Consider the following 18006-nt stretch of genomic DNA (forward strand, 5'->3'; position numbering starts at 1 on the left):
CGCTGGGACTCCAGGCCGTGAATTCGCAGGGCCTCAGGCGCGCAGCTCGGCGCCCAGGGCCTTGGCGGCACGCTTGATGATCCGCTTGCGGATGCTGGCGGTGTCCTCGGCCGTCAAGGTGCGGTCGGCGGCTCGCAGGCGCAGGGAGAAGGCGAGCGACTTGCGCTCCTCGCCCAGCTGCTCACCGCGGAAGACGTCGAAGAGGCGCACGTCCTCAGCCAAGTCCTTGGCGGTGGCGCGGATGATCGCCTCCACCTGGGAGGCGGTGACGGATTCGTCGACAACCAGCGCGATGTCCTCCTTGGCGGCAGGGAAGGTCGAGATCGCGCTCACCTGGAGGGCGCCTCGGTCCTCGGCGGCGTCGAGGAGGGCGTCGAGGAGGGCGTCGAGGTCGATCTCCACGGCACAGGAGCGCTCGGGCAGGCCGAGGGCGCGCGCCACCCGGGGGTGCAGCTCGCCGGCGTGCGCGACGACCTGACCGGGGATGACCTCCCTGCCGGCCCTGATCGGCGGCAGGCGGAGCTCGGCGATGCGCCCGGGGTGCCAGGGGGCGATGGGAGCGGCGGGCGCGGCGGCCTCCAGCCCCAGGCCCACGGCGCGGGCGACGGTGCGCACGGTCTCCACGGCGTCGGCCCAGTCCCAGGGGCGGGCGGCGCCGAGCACGCCGGCGCGCTGGCGGTCCCCTGCCAGGACGGCACCGATGTGGAGCGGCTGGTCGGGGATGCCGGCCTCGAGGGCGGCGAGCTCATCGTCGGTGGGGCGCCGGTCCACGCCGATGATCGGTGCGGGCGCGGTCCCCGCGGGACGGGTGACGGCCCCGATCTCGAAGACGGCGACATCGGGCAGGCCGCGGGAGATGTTGCGCCGGGCGGTATCCACGAGGGTGTCGAGGATCGAGGTGCGCAGCGCGGGGGCATCCTCGGCCAGGGGGTTGACCAGCCGGGCCGCTCGGCGGCGCGGATCGGCCGCCGGGATTCCGAGGCGGTCGTGGGCATCGCCGATGAAGGGGTAGGAGAGGACCTGGGTGAGGCCGGCGTGCGCGAGGGCGGCGACGGCGTCGCGCCGCGCCTTCTGCCGGGGAGTCAGGCCCAGCCCGGCGGGAGCGGTGGGCACGATCGCGGGGATCGCGTCATAGCCGTCGAGACGGGCCACCTCCTCGGCGAAGTGGGCGGCGCCCACGAGGTCGGGGCGCCAGGTGGGGCGCGTGACGGCGAGGAGCTCGCGGCCGGCGCCATCGGTGCCTGCGGGGGCGACAGCGCAGCCGATCATCTCGAGCAGCTCGGTGACCCGCGCGGTGCCGTAGGCAACGCCCGTGAGCCGCTCCGCGGCGTCGGCGCGGATGACGATCGGCTCGGGAGCGCTGGTGCGGTCCACATCGGTGGCCACGGGCTCGGCGCTGCCGCCGCCGTACTCGACGAGCAGGTCGACGGCCCTCTGGGCGGCGACGGCGGCCAGGGCGGTGTCCACGCCGCGCTCGTTGCGTTTGGCGGACTCGGTGGGCAGCTTGTGGCGCCGCGAGGAACGGGCGATGGACACGGCGTCGAAGTGGGCGGCCTCGATGAGCACGTTGCGTGTGGAGGCGTCGATCTCGGTGTCGGCGCCGCCGAAGACCCCGGCCAGGACGAGGGGGCGCGCGCCCTGCCCGCCGTCGGAGTCGGAGATGACGAGGTCCTCGGGGTCGAGGGCGCGGGTGACCTCATCGAGGAAGGTGAGGGACTCCCCCGCCCTGGCACGGCGCACGACGATCGGGGCGACGAGCTTGTCGGCGTCGAAGGCGTGGAGGGGTTGGCCCAGGTCGAGCATGACGTAGTTGGTCACATCGACGGCCAGACTGATGGGGCGCATGCCGGCGGCGGTGAGGCGGTCGACCATCCACTTCGGGGACGGCGCGGCGGGGTCGATGCCGGTGACGAGGCGCGCCACGTAGCGGTCGCAGCCCGCACGGCCGTGGATCGGGTGGGTGTCCTCGGCGACGACGACGGGGAAGCCGTCCTCGCTCGCCTCGGCGAGGCCGTGCGGGAACAGGGTCGTGTCGGCGCCGTCGGCGGGGTCACGAAAGCGCGCACCAGTGGCGTGGGAGTACTCGCGGGCGACTCCGCGCATGGAGAAGCAGTAGCCGCGGTCCGGGGTGATGTTGATCTCCAGGACCTCCTCCCCCAGACCGAGCAGGGGCAGGGCATCGGTGCCGGGAGCGGGAGGCTCCTCGCCGTCATGCCCGTGGGCGGCGAGCCACTGGTCCAGGACGATGATGCCGTCGTGGTCCTCCCCGATGCCCAGCTCCCGGGCGGAGCAGATCATGCCGTCGGAGACGTGGCCATAGGTCTTGCGAGCGGCGATGGCGAAGTCACCGGGCAGGACGGCGCCGGGCAGGGAGACGACCACACTGTCCCCGACCTCGAAGTTATGGGCGCCGCAGACGATGCCGCGGCTGGGCAGTTCCGAGGGCTCCTTGCCGGTACCGGGGGCGTCATTGTGCTCGGGGCCGACGTCCACGCGGCAGTAGTTGATGACCTTGCCGTTGGACTGCTCCTTGGCCTCGCGGGTGAGGACCTTGCCGACGACGAGGGGGCCGGTGATGGCGGGAGGGACGATCCGCTCCTCCTCCAGGCCGACGCGCACGAGGGCGGAGGCAAGCTCCTCGGCGGTGGTGGAGGTGGGGACGTCGACGTGCTCGCGCAGCCACTCCAGGGGGACGTACGGCATGTCAGTGGCCCTTTCCGGTGGTTCCGAACTGCTGGGAGAAGCGGATGTCCCCCTCGACGATGTCATGCATGTCGGCGATGCCGTGGCGCAGCATGAGGGTGCGCTCCAGGCCCATGCCGAAGGCGAAGCCGGTGTAGACCTCGGGGTCGATGCCGCAGGCGATGAGCACATTGGGGTTGACCATGCCGCAGCCGCCCCACTCGATCCAGCCGGGCCCGCCCTTCTTCTGCGGGAACCACAGGTCCATCTCGGCGCTGGGCTCGGTGAAGGGGAAGAAGGAGGGGCGCAGGCGTGTGCGGGCATCGGGGCCGAACATGGCGCGGGCGAAGTGGTCGAGGGTGCCCTTGAGGTGGGCCATGGTCAGGCCCTTGTCCACGGCCAGGCCCTCGACCTGGTGGAAGACGGGGGTGTGGGTGGCGTCGAGCTCGTCGGAGCGGAAGACCTTGCCGGGGCAGGCGACGTAGATGGGGGGCTCGGAGGTGAGCATGACGTGGGCCTGCACCGGGGAGGTGTGGGTGCGCATGACGAGGTTCGAGGGCTCGCCGGCGGCGGCGCCCACGGAAGCGCCGTCGATGTAGAAGGTGTCCTGCATCTGGCGGGCGGGGTGGTCGGCGTCGAAGTTGAGGGCGTCGAAGTCAAACCACTCGTGCTCGACCTCCGGCCCCTCGGCGATGGTCCAGCCCATGGCGGCGAAAAAGTCGGAGACCTCGTCCATGAGGACGTCCAGCGGGTGGCGTGAGCCGAGCGGGCCGCGGTCCGTGGGGATGGTGACGTCAACGGTCTCGGTGGCGAGCATGTCCGCCTCGGCGGCGGCCTCGAGCTCCGCGGTCCGCGCGGCGAGGGCGGCGCTCAGCCGACCCCGGGCGGCGCCGAGCAGCTTGCCGGCGGTGGGCTTGTCTTCCTTGGGCAGGGCGCCGATGCCGCGGTTGGCGGCCACAAGCGCGGAGGCGTCACCGGTGTAGGCCAGTCGCGCCTCCTTGAGCGCCGGCAGGGAGTCGGCGGCGGCGATGGCTGCCAGGCCCTGCTCGACGACGGCGCTGATGCCGTCGGCGTCGAGTGGGGACAGTGCGCCGGTCGCGGCGGCTGCGTCATTCATATGCGGGCGCCTTCCTCGAAAGGTCCAGTGCGGCGCGGCACCGCCTGGGGTACCGGGATCGCGCGCGAGCGCGCCCGACGGCGTGGCCGCTGGTGCTGGGCCCAGGGTAGTGCCCCGGCTCGACGGGGACGAATCCGTCCCGCCCCCGAGCCCCGCCGGACGCTGGGACCGGTCCTGCGTGAGTCCACATGCTGCGGCCAGTAGGCTCTCGCGCATGCTCACGCCTATCGCCGGTGCGCTCCCGCACGCCCCCTTCGGACCGGAGCCCCTCGACGAGGACCTGCGGATACTCGCGATCCCCGCGCCGGCGGGCATGCTCACCGCGACCCTCGCCCAGGTGGCTCCCGCTGAGGAGGGCGGCGCCGAGCCCGTGCGCGTGATCTTCATCCCCGGCTTCACCGGCTCGAAGGAGGACTTCTCCTCCTTCCTGCCCATGGTCCAGGACGCCGGTTACACCGCCCTGGCGTACTCCCAGCGCGGCCAGGCGGACTCTTCGGCTCCCAAGCGCACCCGCGAGTACCGGATCGAGGACTACGTGGAGGACGCCCTCGCCGTCGCCAGGTCCTTCGGGGCCGAGGACGTCCCGGTGCACCTCGTGGGGCACAGCTTCGGCGGGATCATCGCCCGGGCGACGGCCATCGCCGACCCGACGCTCTTCCGCACCCTCACCATCTTCTCCTCAGGCCCCAGGCCCGGGCCCCGCATGTGGATGATGCACGGGATGCGCCTGCTGTACGGCCCTCTCGGCGCGAGGATCGCGCACCGCCTCATCCACCCCGGGATGCCCAAGGAGCCCCAGGGGAGCTCGCATCTGGAGGTGCTGCGCCTGCGGGCCCTGGCCACCCCCTTGGCGGGCCTGCGGGGGATCGCGAGGATCGTGGCGCGCTTCCCCGACATGACCGAGCGACTGCGCGCCACCGGGCTGCCGCTGAGCGTCGTCGTCGGCGCGAATGACACGATGTGGCCGGTGCAGTGGTACGAGCCCTGGGCCAAGAGGCTCGGCGCGTCCTTCACGCTTATCCCCGACGCCGCCCACTCCGCGCAGCTGGAGAATCCCTCCGCGCTGCTGGAGGCGCTCACAGCCTTCTGGTCCGCGAATGACGGGTCCGACTCCGGGTCGGGGACCGCTCAGGAAGCGTGAGAACGCCGGTCCCTTCCCGGCGCGCTCGGGGGGGGCGGCTGCCGAGCGGTCAGCGGCTGCGGGCCTCAATGCGGCGCGCGGCGGCGGACAGCAGCCAGTTGATGACGACGTAGATGAGGGCGACGACGACGTAGGCGGGCAGGTAGACGTCGAATCCCGCCGCGTTGGTGAGCACCTTGGTGGCGTGCATGAGCTCTCCGTAGGCGACCACGTATCCCAGGGATGTGTCCTTGAGGATCGTGACCATCTGGGTGATCAGGGTGGGCAGCATGAGTCGCAGCGCCTGGGGGGCGAGGACGAGGCGCATCGTCTGCCCCGAGCTGAGCCCCAGGGCGACTGCCGCCTCGGACTGGCCGGCGTCCAGGGAGCGCACGCCAGAGCGGAAGACCTCCGCCGTCGTCGCGGATGTGCACATGACGATGGGGACCACGAGCATCCACATCGACGGCAGAGTGGGACCCCAGCGGGGCACGGCCAGGAGGAAGAAGTAGACGAGGAGGAGCATGGGGATGGCGCGCATCGCGTCGATCCACAGGCCGACGGCGCCGCGCAGCGCCGTGGAGCGGGCCATCCGCGCCCACCCCAGCGCGATGCCGATCGGGAAGGACAGCACGGCGGCGATTCCCGCAGCGCGCAGCGTCTTAAGGATCGCCTCGCCTAGGTAGTTCACGATCGACTGGCCCAGGAAGTAGCGCCATTTGACGTAGTCGAGCTGACCGGCGCTGGAGAGCTGGTGGAGCCCCGCCACGACGATGGCGATCAGGAGAACGGCGACCACGAGTGAGACGATGAGGATACGCACCCGGCCGCGCGGGCCGGGGGCGTCGAAGAGGAGGGCGGCGTCCCCGGCAGCGCGCCCCCGCCGGGAGTCGGGTGCCCTGTCCGCCAGGCGGCCGGTGATGGCCGTCAGTGCCGTCATGCGCTCACCCCCCTCGTGGCCTCGAGGCGGCGTTCCAGGGCGTGGCCGACGCGCGTGGCCGCGAAGGCCAGGGCCAGGTAGATGAGACCGGACACCAGGAAGCAGACGACGGCCTCGGCGTACTCCAGGTTGAGCTGCTGGGTGACGCTGGTGAGCTCCCTGACCCCGATGGCCGCGGTGAGCGAGGACCCGATGAGGCAGGAGATGAGGATGTTGACCAGCGGCTGAATGACGCGCGCGAGTGCCTGGGGAAGAACCACCTGGCCGATGATCCCCCCGAAGCGCATGCCCAGGGCGCGCGCTGCCTCGATCTGGCCGCGCGGGACGGAGTTGATGCCGCTGCGCACGGCCTCGCAGACGAACCCTGAGGCGGAGAACACAATGGCGAGCACCGCCGCCCCGAAGAGGTTGATGGGCACCCCCGCGCGCGGGGCCGCGAAGGCGGCGAGGATCATGAGGCACAGCGTGGGGATGTTGCAGGACACCGCTACCCAGGCGGCGCCGAGCGCGCGCAGCGGCGGGATCGGACCGACTCGGAAGACGGCCATGATCGTGCCGACGACGAGCGCCCCGGCGTAGGCGAGGAGCGCGATGATGAGGGTGGTCCTCAGCCCCTCGCCGATCAGGCCGAGGTTGTCGAGGATGACGCGCACAGGCTGCTCTCCTTTCCCTGCCCCGCTGCGGCGCCCGGAGCGCCGCGGCGACAGCGCGCGCCCGGGGCGGATCAGGCAGCGCGCCCGGGATGGGTCAAGCGGCGGGGGCGGGTGCCTGCGCGCCGGGCACGGAGCCGATGGCCGGGGGCTGGGGGACGTCGCCGCCGATGATGGCGCCGATGGTCTCCTGCCAGATCCTGGCCCAGGTGCCGTCGGACTCGATCGTGGACAGGAAGCCGTTGACGAAGGCTGCGGCGTCGGAGTCCTTGGGCAGTCCGAGGCCGTAGGGGTCCTCGGTGAAGGGCTGGCCGACGATCGTGATGTCGGTGCTGTTCTCGGCGGCGGCCAGCAGGAGGGACTCGTCGACGACGTAGGCGTCCACCTGCTTGGTCTGCAGGGCCGACAGGCAGGCGGAGTTGTCGTCGAAGGGTGTCGGCTTGGCATCGGGGCACGCCTCGGCAAGGGCGGCCTGGGAGGACGATCCAGACTGGACGGCGACAGTCTTGCCCGCCAGGTCGGTGACGGAGGCGATGTCGGTGCGGTCCTTGAGGACGGCCACGGACTGGCCGGAGGAGTAGTAGGGGCCGGCGAAGTCGATCTTCCGGGCGCGCTCCTCGGTGATCGTGTAGGTGGCGATGACGACATCGACAGTGCTGTTGGTCAGCAGCGTCTCACGGGTGTCGGAAGTGGCCTGGGTGATCTCCACGAGGGAGGCCGCGTCGTCGCCGCCGATGATGTAGCGGGCAAGCACCTGGCCGATGGCGGCGTCGAATCCGGTGAGCCTGTGGGTGGTGGGGTCTTCGATGGAGAAAACCCGAGCTGTCTTGGACCCGCCGATTCGGAGCTTGCCGGCCTTCTTGATGGCGGAGGCCCAGGTGGAGGCGGAGACAGCGTCGTCGGGGGCGAGCGGACCGGAGTTGATAAGCGTGTTGTAGGCGGCGTCGGCGGTGGAGGAGGCCACGGCCTTGCCGTCGGCGCCGGTGTCAGAGCAGGCCGCGAGGGCCACGGCGATGCCCAGGCCCCCTGCCGAGGTGAGGAGGGCGCGGCGCGAGGGCACGAGGATCGGGGCGGACGGGGTGGGTCGGGTCATGGGAGGGCCTTTCGTCGGTGGCGTGCCAGCGGTGCGGGGGCGGTGGTCGGGCTGCAGCGGCAGCGGTGGTCAGTGGGTGAGGATCTTGGCGAGGAAGTCGCGGGCGCGGTCGGTGTGCGGGGAGGAGAAGAACTCCTCCGGGCTGGACTGCTCGACGATCCGCCCGGCATCCATGAAGACGACACGGTCCGCCACGGATCGGGCGAAGCCCATCTCATGGGTGACGACGAGCATCGTCATGCCGGAGGTGGCCAGATCGCGGATGACGTCGAGGACCTCGTTGATCATCTCTGGATCGAGTGCGGAGGTGGGCTCATCGAAGAGCATGGCGACGGGATCCATGGCCAGGGCGCGGGCGATGGCCACGCGCTGGGCCTGGCCGCCGGAGAGCTGGGAGGGACGCTTGCTGGCCTGGTCGGCCAGGCCCACTCGCGCCAGGAGCTCGTGGGCGCGGGCCTCGGCATCGGCGCGGTCCATGCGGCGCACCTTGATGGGGGCCAGCGTGATGTTGTCCAGGACGGTGCGGTGGCCGAAGAGGTTGAAGGACTGGAAGACCATGCCGACTTCGGCGCGCAGCCGGGCCAGGTCCCTGCCCTCCTGCGGGAGCAGCTCGCCGTTGATCTCGATGGTGCCGGCATCGACGGTCTCGAGGCGGTTGATGGTGCGGCACAGGGTGGACTTGCCCGAGCCCGAGGCGCCGACGACGGCGACCACCTCGCCCCGGTGGATGTCCAGGGAGACGTCGTCAAGCGCGGTGAAGTCGCCGAAGCGCTTGGTGACGCCGATGATGCGGATGAGGGGTGCGTCGGGGCCGGAGCCTGTCTCCGCGCTGGAGGGCTCGGCGCCGGTGTCCGTGGGTGCTGTCACGCTGACCTCGTTCTCGGGGCGGTGCGGAGGCTGCGGGCTGCGCGCTCGCGAGCAGGGACAACGTCACCCTGCCCCGGATCATTCCCGGGGCCTCCCGCAGTCCACGGAGCGGACAGGCGCGATAGGGCTGCGGGCGCTGTCGAGCGCGGGCGGAGGCGGTTAGGCCCGCTGAGCGCGGGCGGAGGCGTAGAGGCAGAGGGCTGCCGCGGTGGCGACGTTGAGGGACTCGGCCCTCCCGAGGATCGGGATGGAGATGACGGCGTCCGCGCGGTTCAGGACCTCCGGGGCGAACCCGTGGGCCTCATTGCCGAGTAGCCAGGCGCTCGGGGCGGACAACAGCCCACCGCAGGCCACCGAGGCCTCGGCCTCGAAGAGGTCGGTCTCCCCGCGGCTGTCGGCGACCAGGATCGTCAGGCCCGCCGCGCGCAGGGCCTTCACGGCCTCCTCCAGGCCGACGCCGGTGATGACGGGCAGGTGGAAGAGGCTCCCCGCCGTCGAGCGCACGACCTTCGGGGAGGTGGCCTCCACACTGCCGCGCAGAAGGATGACGGCGTCGGCGCCCGCGGCGTCGGCGGCGCGGATGATCGTGCCCGCGTTGCCGGGGTCCTGGGCCCCGGTGAGCACCGCGACGAGGCGCGTGCCCTCAAGGGCTCCCGTCAGGGTGTCGGCACCGTTGCTCTCCCCCATTGCGGCGACGGCGAGTACTCCCTGGGCATCGGCCGACATCGCGGCCATGACCTCTGCGGTCGTCAGGTGCCGATAGAGTCCCGCCGCCTTGGCCTCGGCCCAGATCTCGGGGTGACGACTGGCGGCGGCCTCGGTCATGTAGAGGTCCAGGACCCGCTCCGGCGCCCAGCGGACCGCCTCGCGCACCCCCTGGGGGCCCTCGACGAGGAATCGCCTGTGCTTGGAGCGGGCCTGTCTGCGGGCGAGCCCGGCAATGCGAGCGACCCTCGTAGCCGTCGGATTGGCGAGGATGCCGTCTCTTCCAGACCGCTCCCGGCTAGTCGAACCGGAGGATGTGTCGGGTCGTGAGATCGAGTCATCGCCGCGTCTGCTCATGAGCACACCCTATGCGGTGGGTTCCGTGGGGCGTGGACCATCCCGGGGCATGTGGGGGTGTTGTCACGCGGCGAGCAGTTGGTCGTCGCAGAGGTTCGCATAGCGGAGGGCATCGGACGGGTCGGGACCATGTCGCGTGTGTTGAGCGCAGCGCGGCACCCGACGCGTGAGCGCTTGCAGCGTCGCGATGAGCTTATCGAGTCGCATGTCCAAGCACAGCCGCGCCCCGCAGTCCTCGGGCTTCTCGGAGCAGTTCCTAGATGCGGTATGATCCCTATCATTCCACGGAATCAGATCTCCGCCAACCCCACAACGACCTCTTAACCCGAGACACCCCGGACGATCCAGGGCTAGACTGCTGGTATGGCACAGACCAACGTTGGACCAGTAGCGCCATCCCGCCCCCTACTCGACATCATCGTTGTTCATCATCCGGACAGCGAGCACGGCGAGAAAATATTTACTCGGCTTATCACCCACTATCATTCACCAGCATTCGCAGGACTCACCGGAGGAAGTGTCGAGGTCTATCACCGCAGCGCCTCATGGTCCCCTGTGGACTCCAAGTCGACACCCAGACCGGTGCCCGCAGGCGACTCCTTCCCGCCAGCAGCTCAATTCACCATCGTCATCCCAGTCATTGACACTCCCCTCGTCCGAGCCACGCTCAGAGATGACTGCCCCTGGTCCCTGTACCTCAAGGACACGCTCACGATTGACAACAACGGCACCTCACACAGATACGTCATCCCCATCATCGTCGACGGCGCATCCCCCTCGCGCGGCCCGCTCGCCGATCTCATCAATAGGTTGCAAGGCATCCGCATAAACACTCACAAAAGCAGCGACGAGTTGATCTCCCCCGATCATCCGGCCTCAACCAAGGAAAGCAACAGATCTTGGATCGACCATCTTTATCTTGAGCGCGAAGTCAGTCAGGCAATCATTCAGCTCATCTCCCCCGACTGGAGAATTGACCGCCCCCTCAAGGTCTTCATCAGCCACACGAAAAAGAAAAACTCAGAAGAGATGAATGTCGCCAGACTCGTTAAGGAAATTATCGACGACACCCATCTCGAATTCTTCTTCGACGAGAGCTCCATCCAGACTTGCGACGAGTGGGGAAAAGAGCTGCGGAACAAGGCCGGCAGTTGCGCACTCCTCATGATCCGAACCGATCTCTACGCGAGCCGGCTGTGGACCCAGGAAGAGGTGCTGCTCGCAAAGGAGCACGACGTTCCCATCGTCTCGCTGTCCGCGCTCATCCTTGGCGAGGAGCGTGGCTCCTTCCTCATGGACCATCTGCCAACGGTCGCCTTCTCCCAAAGTGACGCCCATGGCAGCGTCGCCCGGGCGCTGTGCCGTCTGGTCGACGAGGCGCTCAAGCGAACCCTGTGGATGCTTCAGACATCGTTCACGACCGTCGCTGGCTTTGACTGGAAGCCTGTCCACGCCCCCGAGCCGACCACGGTCATCTCCTGGTTGAAGAACCACCCACGCACAGACCCCCATCTTTGGATCATTCACCCGGACCCGCCACTGACTCGTCACGAGAAGAAACTCATACGAGACATGTGCGAGCTCGCCGGTTTCAATGACAATACCCAGCTCGATATCGTGACCCCCCGCGAGTTCCTCTCGCGAGGAGGTGCGTTCCATCCAGGGCAAGACCCCTCGATCGAAACCGGAGAGCATACCCTGAGCGGCCGCCGACTGGGAATCTCTGTCTCCCCCTCGGAGGACCTGGAGCGGCTCGGGTTATCAGAATCCCACCTCGACTACGCGGTCTCCGAGCTTGCCCAACTCACTTTCCTCCATGGCGGCACCCTTGTCTATGGGGGAAGAATCAAACGGGACCCGCACGACATGACGACGTTCATGGCAGAACAGGCTGAACGATACGCAACCACCACCGGCGGTAGTGCCTTCGAGAATCTCCAGCCGTGGAGCGAGTTTCTCGCTGCAACGAAAGAAGATCTCAGAGAATTCGAGGACCGGATCCAGAACGTTGGATCCCTGTGGATCGCATTCGGAGACAAGAAGCTCTCACTCGCGGAAGCGAACCGACACCGCCTCTCCTACGGTAACGGCGACACTCTGGACCACATGCGCACCCTTACGGAGATGAGACTTCTCGCGGCGTCAACGACGGACGCTCGTGTTCTCATCGGCGGGCGCCTCCAGCGCTCCTGCTATGCGGTGTCTCCCGGCACGCTGGAGGAAACCTACCTCCAACTCCAGGCCGACCGCCCTGTCTACATTTGCGGAGGTTTCGGTGGAATCGGTGCAGTCGTCGCCAAGGCCGTCGGCCTGCCGACTCCTGATGGCTACACCGCCGCCATCCCCGACGAGACTGGGGATACCAAGCGCATGCTTGCCTCCATCAGCGAAAAGTGGTGGAGCATCGATACCGGGCTCTCCGAAGCGGAGCTGACCGACTTGGCCGTGTCCCACCACCCGAGCACGATCGCGGGACTCATTCTTCGCGGGATGAACCGCTTGGCGAACAACGCATCGAACGATCCCACCGGAGTGCCGCATGGCGGCGAGTGATCGGGATCGGGCTGCCAGGCTGGCCGCGATCCTCGAGTGCACGACTCGCCTCGACGAGCTCGATGCGACTGTTGTCGAAGTCATCCTCACTGAATACGGGATGAAATCAGTAGCACCGGTGGGAAGACACATCCCGCGTGAGAGCCTCATATCAGTGCTCCACGCCGCCGACACGCAGACCCTGCTTGGGCTGGCAGAATTCCTCATGCATTCCCGAGCGCTCCTACTCGATGAAGAACTCCCCTTCCATGGGCGAGGACTCCGCCTGTTCTTCTCCCATCTCAGCCGGTCGCATGGCTTCGTCGAGTCGGTCAGTACAATTCTCGAGGACTTCAGAATCGAGGTCCTCATCGCTCATCGCGATATCCGCCCAAGTCATGACTGGCAGGCCTTCCTCGCCAGCGGTCTCGACCAGTGCGACGGCCTGGTCGCCTTCGTCGAAGCAGGATTCCGCGAGAGCGAGTGGTGCGACCAGGAGGTCGGCTGGGCACTCGGGCGGCACCGCCCGATCCTGTCCCTGTTCCGCGAGCAGACCGTTCCTTACGGTCTTGCTGGAAGGATCCAAGGTCAGTCATACGAGGGCGATACTCCTTCAACAGTCGCCGCGAAGATCATCTCCTGGGCCGGCGAGGAGGACTCCTTGAGAAGTAGGCTGCTCGAGAGCCTCGTGCAGACACTCGAGACCAGCCCGAACTTCGACACTACTCGCGAGGTCGTCAAGTTGCTCCGAGAGCTGCCGGCCACGACTCTCTCTACTGATCTCGTGGATCGACTCTTGGCAGCGGCAACGTCCAATCCGCAGGTCGAAAAGGCCGTTGTCCCTCGCCGGGCCGGAACCCGTTACCCAACCGTCTCGTTCTCCACATGGCTGGCCGAGTTTACCGGACGTGCGAGACGTACTCCCTGAGTCAAGAATTCCCGCCCAGCGCCGCCTGTGTGAGATCGAGGTTCGTGACGCTGCCTTCGGGCTCACCGATAGTGGTCCTCGCGTGCTCAAGACGAGCCGCAAGTGCTTCCACGGCGGCCCCGATGCCGGCCCTCGCCGCCGTCCTCCGCATGAAGGCCGGTGCGTAGTACGGCAGGAAGGCGTGAACGGTGATTCCATCGCGGCCCAGTTCGCTACGCAGCACTGCCTGCGTCTCGGGAGCGGCGTCCTTCCAAGCCGCGCAGACCGATTCAGCTCCCGCCGCATCCAACGCCTGGAGCATGAGCGCCAGGCGCGTGACAGCGACAAGATCAGATTCTGCGACCCGTTCATCCAGGCCGAGTGCCGTGGCGCGAAGATCAAGATAACGGCTGTACCGCGCCGTGCCCTCGGCCTCCTCCTTGCTCCCCATTGCCTCGGCCAGGTCCGTGAACTCATCGATGACCGGCGAGGTCAGTATCATCGCACCATCGCTGCCTTCGCAGGCTCTGACACCGGCCAAGTCGAGTAGCAGGTGGACGAGGTACCAGTCACGTACACGTGAGCTAGCGCCTTCCCAGGCCAACAGCACGCCAGCAGGAGCCTCTCCCTGCATCACCTGGCCCAGATTGCATTCAAGATTGAGCACACCCAGCACCAGGGCCTGCGTTGCCCCATCAAGTACGCAGAACGTCGGCAAGAGCGCTGCCTGAAGAGATGGAATTCCCACGACACGGCGCAAAAGCTCGTCATGATCATTCCAATCGAGACCCGCATCCTGCGCCATCCGTACGACCGCCGCGCACTTCCCAGCGTCATGCACCAGCATCAGATAGCGCATGCCCTCGAGGGCGATCTCGTCAACAAGGGTGTTTTTCACCCAGCAATGAAGCGCATGAAAGCGCTCCTTCGGAAGGGTTGCCCTCCCTCGCGGTTGCCCCGCGATGAATGCGACGTAGTCCTCCTCCGCCCCACCCCACAAGTACTCGAGGCACCTGAGCGAGCACGCGGTTCGGAGAAGTTCACGATGCTCGATGCCACTGGCTTCTGGGGACGGTGCCACATCATTCATGAGCAGACGGAATTCAGGAAGTTCCCACGCCCACGCGGGCACCCCGCAGCGCGCCCAGATCAGCCTGTCGCCGAAGGCTTCATCCTGCACCGTATCCGACTGCGCCATGGGGCGAGGATAGTCGGCTATTCAAAGAGACGTACAGTGCCGTGAACGGTGAAACAACGGCGCCGCCGCCCTCGCAGGGAGGGCGGCGGCGCCGTCGGCGGAATGCGAGAGATCAGGCCTTGGGGGCGTTGACGTTCTTGGGAAGCGCCTTGCGAGCGGTCTCGACGAGCGCCTTGAAGGCGGCGGGCTCGTTGACGGCCAGCTCGGCGAGCATGCGGCGGTCGACCTCCACGCCGGCCAGACCGAGGCCCTGGATGAAGCGGTTGTAGGTCATTCCCTCGGCGCGGGCGCCGGCGTTGATGCGCTGGATCCACAGGCGGCGGAAGTCGCCCTTGCGCGCGCGGCGGTCACGGAAGGCGTAGACGCCGGAGTGAGTGACCTGCTCCTTCGCCTTGCGGTAGAGGCGGGAGCGCTGGCCGCGGTAGCCCGAGGCCTTCTCAAGAACAGAACGACGCTTCTTGTGGGCGTTGACAGCCCTCTTCACACGTGCCATGTGTGTCTCCTTCAGACGTTGGGCCGGTCAGCGACCGAGCAGCTTCTTGACCTGGCGAAGGTCGGCGGGGGCGACCGGCTGGTCCGTGGACAGCTTGCGCTTGCGGCGCGAGGACTTGACCTCGAGCAGGTGGCGCTTGTTGGCCTGCTCGCGCATGAGCTTGCCGCTGCCGGTGACCCGGAAGCGCTTCTTGGCACCGGAGTGCGTCTTGTTCTTCGGCATTGTCGGTTTCCTCTTGTCGGCTCGGTGACCGGCTGGTCCCGGGCTGCGGACCCCATCGGCTATGGCCGGGGGTGGGTCGGGTGAGGCCTCAGGCCTCGGTGGGCTTCGCCGGGGCCTTCGGCTTGGCCGGCGCCTTGGGCTTCGCCGGAGCAGCCGGTTTGACCGCGGGGGCTTTGGCGGGAGCCGCAGGCTTGGCAGCGGCCGGTTTGGGCGCGGCCGTGGGCTCGACCGCCTTGGCGGAGGGCTTGACCGCAGGCGCCTTGGCAGCGGTCGGCTTCGTGGCGGGGACCTCAGTCACCTGGGTGGCCGAGGCCGCCTGAGCGGCGGTCTGGGCGGCCTTGGCGGCGTGCTTCTCGGCGCGGCGGGAGGCGCGGGCCTCCTCACGACGGCGCCGCTGGTCGGACTTGACCTCCGCCTTCTTGCGGGTGGGGGCCAGCACCATGACCATCTGGCGGCCATCCTGGCGCGGATGGGACTCAATGGTGGCGAGCTCGCCGACCTCCTCGGCGACCTTGGCCAGCAGGCGCACGCCGAGCTCTGGGCGGGACTGCTCACGGCCGCGGAAGCGGACGATGCACTTGACCTTGTCCCCGCCCTCGAGGAATCGGCGCACGTGCCCCATCTTGGTGGCGTAGTCGTGCTCGTCGATCTTGGGCCGGAACTGGATCTCCTTGAGCTGCGTGTTCGCCTGGTTGCGCCGGGCGTCGCGCGCCTTCATGGCCGACTCGTACTTGAACTTGCCGTAGTCCATGAGCTTGCACACCGGGGGGCGCGCATCAGGGGCGACCTCGACGAGATCGAGACCGGCTTCCTCGGCCAGTCGAAGGGCGTCCTCCACGCGGACCACGCCGACCTGCTCGCCACTGGGGCCGACCAAGCGCACCTCGGGGACGCGGATCCGTTCGTTGATACGGGGCTCGCTGATGGCTATTCCTCACTCCTTGTTCGGATTCCGTGGCAACGGGAAAGGCCCCCGCTGCGCATCGCCAGCGGAGGCCTCATATGCTCGTACAAGCATGCCGACGCGCGGACACGCGTCAGCGCCGAGGACATGCCCTCGGTACGAACCCGGCCCCTTGACGGGACCCAGGTGGGATGGCTCCGCTTGCGCGCCGGGGATGGACCCCGGCCGGTCAACCACTGAGGCTACCAGAGCGCACGCGGACATCCCAGGCCGGGAGCGGCGCGATGCCAAGAGATCCACGTGGTCCTGCTCACTCGGGCTATTCCTCCACGCTCATGCCCCAGACCACCGCGAAAGCGGTCACGAAGGCCTGCAGTGCCAGGACGATGGGGATGGCCGGCGCGGCGGCGCAGCGAAGACCCTGCCCAGGGAGCGCGTGTCCAGGAACAGCAAGCAGACGTGCGCACCTAGGGAACGGCCACGGCGTCGAGGATCCGTGCATCGTCGTACCAGGCTCCAGGACACGAGGACGATGGCCCGGCACATGGAGCCCAGGAGCACTGACGCACCGGCCGATGCCGTCCGCTGCCGTAGCGACGCGAGGGCGGAGGCGAGGACGGCCAGGCCCGCGCCCGAGCCGAGCAGGGCGGTACCCCGAGCAGGGCGGCGCCATCGGGGAGGAGAGCGGGATCATCGAGGCCGAGGGAGGAGGCGCCGTCGAACCCTCCCTCGACGGGGGGGCGAGCATCCGCCTCATAGGACGCCCTCGCTGAGCACCTCGACCACGCTTGCCCGGGGCCGCGGCGCCGTGCCCGCAGCAGACGAGATGGAGGCGCTCGGCCGCACCGAGCGTCGGGAAGAACGACTCCTCGCCCAGGTCTCCGGCCACAGCCACGTGGAAGGAGGCCCGACGCGGGTCCGGGCGCCGCCCCATGACCTCGATCTCACCGCCCAGGGGGCGCAAGAGCCCGCAGCAGGTGCGCGCCAGGCGTCGATTTGCCGGCGCCGTTGACGCCGACGAGTGCAAGGACCTCACCGGGGGCGAGGTCGAAGGTCGCGGGCTCGGATAAGAGGCTCGGTGCCGTCGCGCCGCGACGCCTGGGCAGACGCGCGCGGCCTCGCGATGAACGGGATCATGGCGTGTTCTCAGCAAGCGATGATCGAGCGCGCCTCGTCCCAGAGAAAGAGAATGAGACGGGCGCGGGGCCACCGATGAGGCGTCAGGCGGGGATGGGGCAGAGCTCGATGGTGTCGATGAGCTCGCCCCAGGCGGGATTGACCATGATGCGCTGACAGCCGTCGAGTGCGGCGGCGACGGCGGGCATGCCCTGGCTGGCGTCCACACGGATGAAGACCCGCAGTTCGGAGGTCTCGCCGGGCGCGAATGCGACACCGGTGACGCCGTCGACTGTCTCCAGTTGGGCACGGACCTCGGACTGGATGACGTCGGAGGCCCAGGAGGGAATCCAGTCCTCTCCCCCGGCGAGCGCGACGACGGCGGGCCGGGGCACGCGCAGATCGAGGGTTCCAGGGTCGAGGACCCAGAGCTGATCGGTGTGCTCGCAGGCGACGGCGGCGGCACGATGGGGGTCGACGGGGACGGGGCGCACATCATCGCGCCAGGCGCTCATGGCGGCTGCGGAGGTGAAGACGGGCAGGGCGATGTGGCCGTCGGGCAGGTCGACGGCCAGGGTGGCGGCGTCGCGGCTGGCGTCGTTGGCGTGGACAGCATGGGAGGTGGCGGCGCCGGTAGAGTCGGTGAGCGCGTGAGCGGCAACGGGAACGATGACTCGCGTGGCAGTCAGGGCGGCGACAACTCCGTGCATGTACTCGTGGCGCGGTAGGCCGGTGGCCGTGATGGCGGCGGTCACCTCGGGGATCGGCGAGCCGTCGTCATTCGCGAAGGGCGTGGGGGCGGCGAGGAGCCGCTCCATTTTGGCGCGTGCGGCCAGCGCCGATGCGAGTTGCGGATCGACCGGAACGGGATCCTCAGTATTCATGCCGGTCATTCCTTCCACGTCCTTCCGCGCTATTCAGATCCTTCACACCTCATCCTAATCGCGAGACCGGTTGAAAACTGGGGTGAGACCGGTTGTTGTGAGGGGTGGGGTTGGTTGTTGGTTGCTGGGTGGGGTGGGTGGGGGGTTTCCACAGGTTGGTGGTGGGCTCTGGTGGTGGGGGTGGGTGGGGTTTTAGGGTTGGGGTTCGACGGCGATGCT

At 68.5% G+C, this 18006-nt stretch carries 16 protein-coding genes; 3 read left to right on the forward strand and 13 right to left on the reverse strand.

The genetic code is table 11. The annotated features are described in order from the left end of the window. Positions 1-33 precede the first annotated feature (33 nt). Entirely contained in the window at positions 34-2703 is a 2670-nt protein-coding gene (pheT, locus tag B1H50_RS09330; protein WP_080463504.1) for a phenylalanine--tRNA ligase subunit beta, read from the reverse strand. Between the two features lies 1 nt (position 2704). Next, the gene (pheS, locus tag B1H50_RS09335) at positions 2705-3799 is read right to left on the reverse strand and encodes a phenylalanine--tRNA ligase subunit alpha (RefSeq protein ID WP_080463505.1); all 1095 of its coding nucleotides are present in this window, start codon (positions 3797-3799) and stop codon (positions 2705-2707) included. Between the two features lie 214 nt (positions 3800-4013). On the opposite strand from pheS, the gene B1H50_RS09340 reads away from it, so the two are divergent. Further along, positions 4014-4940, forward strand: coding sequence for an alpha/beta fold hydrolase (locus B1H50_RS09340; RefSeq protein ID WP_158082843.1), 927 nt, complete (start codon positions 4014-4016; stop codon positions 4938-4940). A gap of 49 nt (positions 4941-4989) precedes the next feature. Here B1H50_RS09340 and B1H50_RS09345 read toward each other — a convergent pair whose 3' ends face one another. The 5 genes from B1H50_RS09345 to B1H50_RS09365 form a co-directional block, all read right to left on the reverse strand. After that, positions 4990-5859: an amino acid ABC transporter permease gene (locus tag B1H50_RS09345; protein ID WP_080463506.1), complete on the reverse strand. Its 870-nt coding sequence runs from the start codon at positions 5857-5859 to the stop codon at positions 4990-4992. Next, the gene (locus B1H50_RS09350) at positions 5856-6512 is read right to left on the reverse strand and encodes an amino acid ABC transporter permease (protein ID WP_080463507.1); all 657 of its coding nucleotides are present in this window, start codon (positions 6510-6512) and stop codon (positions 5856-5858) included. Before B1H50_RS09350 ends, B1H50_RS09345 begins: the two co-directional genes overlap by 4 nt. 94 nt (positions 6513-6606) lie before the next feature. After that, positions 6607-7602 (reverse strand): glutamate ABC transporter substrate-binding protein, encoded by a 996-nt coding sequence (locus B1H50_RS09355; RefSeq protein WP_080463508.1) that lies wholly within the window; start codon positions 7600-7602, stop codon positions 6607-6609. A 69-nt stretch (positions 7603-7671) separates the two neighbouring features. Continuing rightward, positions 7672-8397 carry an amino acid ABC transporter ATP-binding protein gene (locus tag B1H50_RS09360; RefSeq protein ID WP_080463518.1) on the reverse strand — a complete coding sequence of 242 codons (726 nt, stop codon included), beginning with the start codon at positions 8395-8397 and terminating at the stop codon, positions 7672-7674. A gap of 231 nt (positions 8398-8628) precedes the next feature. Further along, positions 8629-9531: a TrmH family RNA methyltransferase gene (locus tag B1H50_RS09365; RefSeq protein WP_080463509.1), complete on the reverse strand. Its 903-nt coding sequence runs from the start codon at positions 9529-9531 to the stop codon at positions 8629-8631. A gap of 363 nt (positions 9532-9894) precedes the next feature. Between B1H50_RS09365 and B1H50_RS09375 the strand changes: the two genes are divergently transcribed. After that, the gene (locus B1H50_RS09375; RefSeq protein ID WP_143231786.1) at positions 9895-12084 is read left to right on the forward strand and encodes a hypothetical protein; all 2190 of its coding nucleotides are present in this window, start codon (positions 9895-9897) and stop codon (positions 12082-12084) included. Further along, a complete protein-coding gene (locus B1H50_RS09380) occupies positions 12071-12991 on the forward strand; it encodes a toll/interleukin-1 receptor domain-containing protein (RefSeq protein WP_080463512.1) in 921 nt (306 codons plus the stop codon). Before B1H50_RS09375 ends, B1H50_RS09380 begins: the two co-directional genes overlap by 14 nt. A 1-nt stretch (position 12992) precedes the next feature. Here B1H50_RS09380 and B1H50_RS09385 read toward each other — a convergent pair whose 3' ends face one another. The 6 genes from B1H50_RS09385 to B1H50_RS09410 all read right to left on the reverse strand — a co-directional run bounded on the left by B1H50_RS09385 (position 12993) and on the right by B1H50_RS09410 (position 17787). After that, entirely contained in the window at positions 12993-14168 is a 1176-nt protein-coding gene (locus B1H50_RS09385) for a DUF6829 domain-containing protein (protein ID WP_080463513.1), read from the reverse strand. A 112-nt stretch (positions 14169-14280) separates the two neighbouring features. Further along, positions 14281-14661 (reverse strand): 50S ribosomal protein L20, encoded by a 381-nt coding sequence (gene rplT, locus B1H50_RS09390; protein ID WP_080463514.1) that lies wholly within the window; start codon positions 14659-14661, stop codon positions 14281-14283. A gap of 27 nt (positions 14662-14688) precedes the next feature. Beyond that, positions 14689-14883, reverse strand: a complete 195-nt coding sequence (gene rpmI, locus B1H50_RS09395) for a 50S ribosomal protein L35 (protein ID WP_073452087.1) — start codon at positions 14881-14883, stop codon at positions 14689-14691. A gap of 88 nt (positions 14884-14971) precedes the next feature. Continuing rightward, complete coding sequence (infC, locus tag B1H50_RS09400) at positions 14972-15766, reverse strand: translation initiation factor IF-3 (protein WP_229658002.1); 795 nt, start codon at positions 15764-15766, stop codon at positions 14972-14974. 965 nt (positions 15767-16731) lie between these two features. Beyond that, the gene (locus B1H50_RS10030; protein WP_229658004.1) at positions 16732-16893 is read right to left on the reverse strand and encodes an ATP-binding cassette domain-containing protein; all 162 of its coding nucleotides are present in this window, start codon (positions 16891-16893) and stop codon (positions 16732-16734) included. A gap of 114 nt (positions 16894-17007) precedes the next feature. Then, positions 17008-17787: an SseB family protein gene (locus B1H50_RS09410; protein WP_080463519.1), complete on the reverse strand. Its 780-nt coding sequence runs from the start codon at positions 17785-17787 to the stop codon at positions 17008-17010. Between the last annotated feature and the right edge of the window lie 219 nt (positions 17788-18006).

The sequence above is a fragment of the Actinomyces gaoshouyii genome (assembly GCF_002072175.1).
GTDB lineage: Bacteria > Actinomycetota > Actinomycetes > Actinomycetales > Actinomycetaceae > Actinomyces > Actinomyces gaoshouyii.

Excerpts from the sequence above, each read along its gene's own strand:
- B1H50_RS09380 (WP_080463512.1), top strand. The coding sequence starts at position 12,071 with ATGGCGGCGAGTGATCGGGATCGGGCTGCCAGGCTGGCCGCGATCCTC.
- B1H50_RS09340 (WP_158082843.1), top strand. The coding sequence starts at position 4,014 with ATGCTCACGCCTATCGCCGGTGCGCTCCCGCACGCCCCCTTCGGACCG.
- B1H50_RS09345 (WP_080463506.1), bottom strand. The coding sequence starts at position 5,859 with ATGACGGCACTGACGGCCATCACCGGCCGCCTGGCGGACAGGGCACCC.
- pheT (WP_080463504.1), bottom strand. The coding sequence starts at position 2,703 with ATGCCGTACGTCCCCCTGGAGTGGCTGCGCGAGCACGTCGACGTCCCC.
- pheS (WP_080463505.1), bottom strand. The coding sequence starts at position 3,799 with ATGAATGACGCAGCCGCCGCGACCGGCGCACTGTCCCCACTCGACGCC.
- rpmI (WP_073452087.1), bottom strand. The coding sequence starts at position 14,883 with ATGCCGAAGAACAAGACGCACTCCGGTGCCAAGAAGCGCTTCCGGGTC.
- B1H50_RS09410 (WP_080463519.1), bottom strand. The coding sequence starts at position 17,787 with ATGAATACTGAGGATCCCGTTCCGGTCGATCCGCAACTCGCATCGGCG.
- B1H50_RS09355 (WP_080463508.1), bottom strand. The coding sequence starts at position 7,602 with ATGACCCGACCCACCCCGTCCGCCCCGATCCTCGTGCCCTCGCGCCGC.
- B1H50_RS09365 (WP_080463509.1), bottom strand. The coding sequence starts at position 9,531 with ATGAGCAGACGCGGCGATGACTCGATCTCACGACCCGACACATCCTCC.
- B1H50_RS09385 (WP_080463513.1), bottom strand. The coding sequence starts at position 14,168 with ATGGCGCAGTCGGATACGGTGCAGGATGAAGCCTTCGGCGACAGGCTG.
- rplT (WP_080463514.1), bottom strand. The coding sequence starts at position 14,661 with ATGGCACGTGTGAAGAGGGCTGTCAACGCCCACAAGAAGCGTCGTTCT.
- B1H50_RS09375 (WP_143231786.1), top strand. The coding sequence starts at position 9,895 with ATGGCACAGACCAACGTTGGACCAGTAGCGCCATCCCGCCCCCTACTC.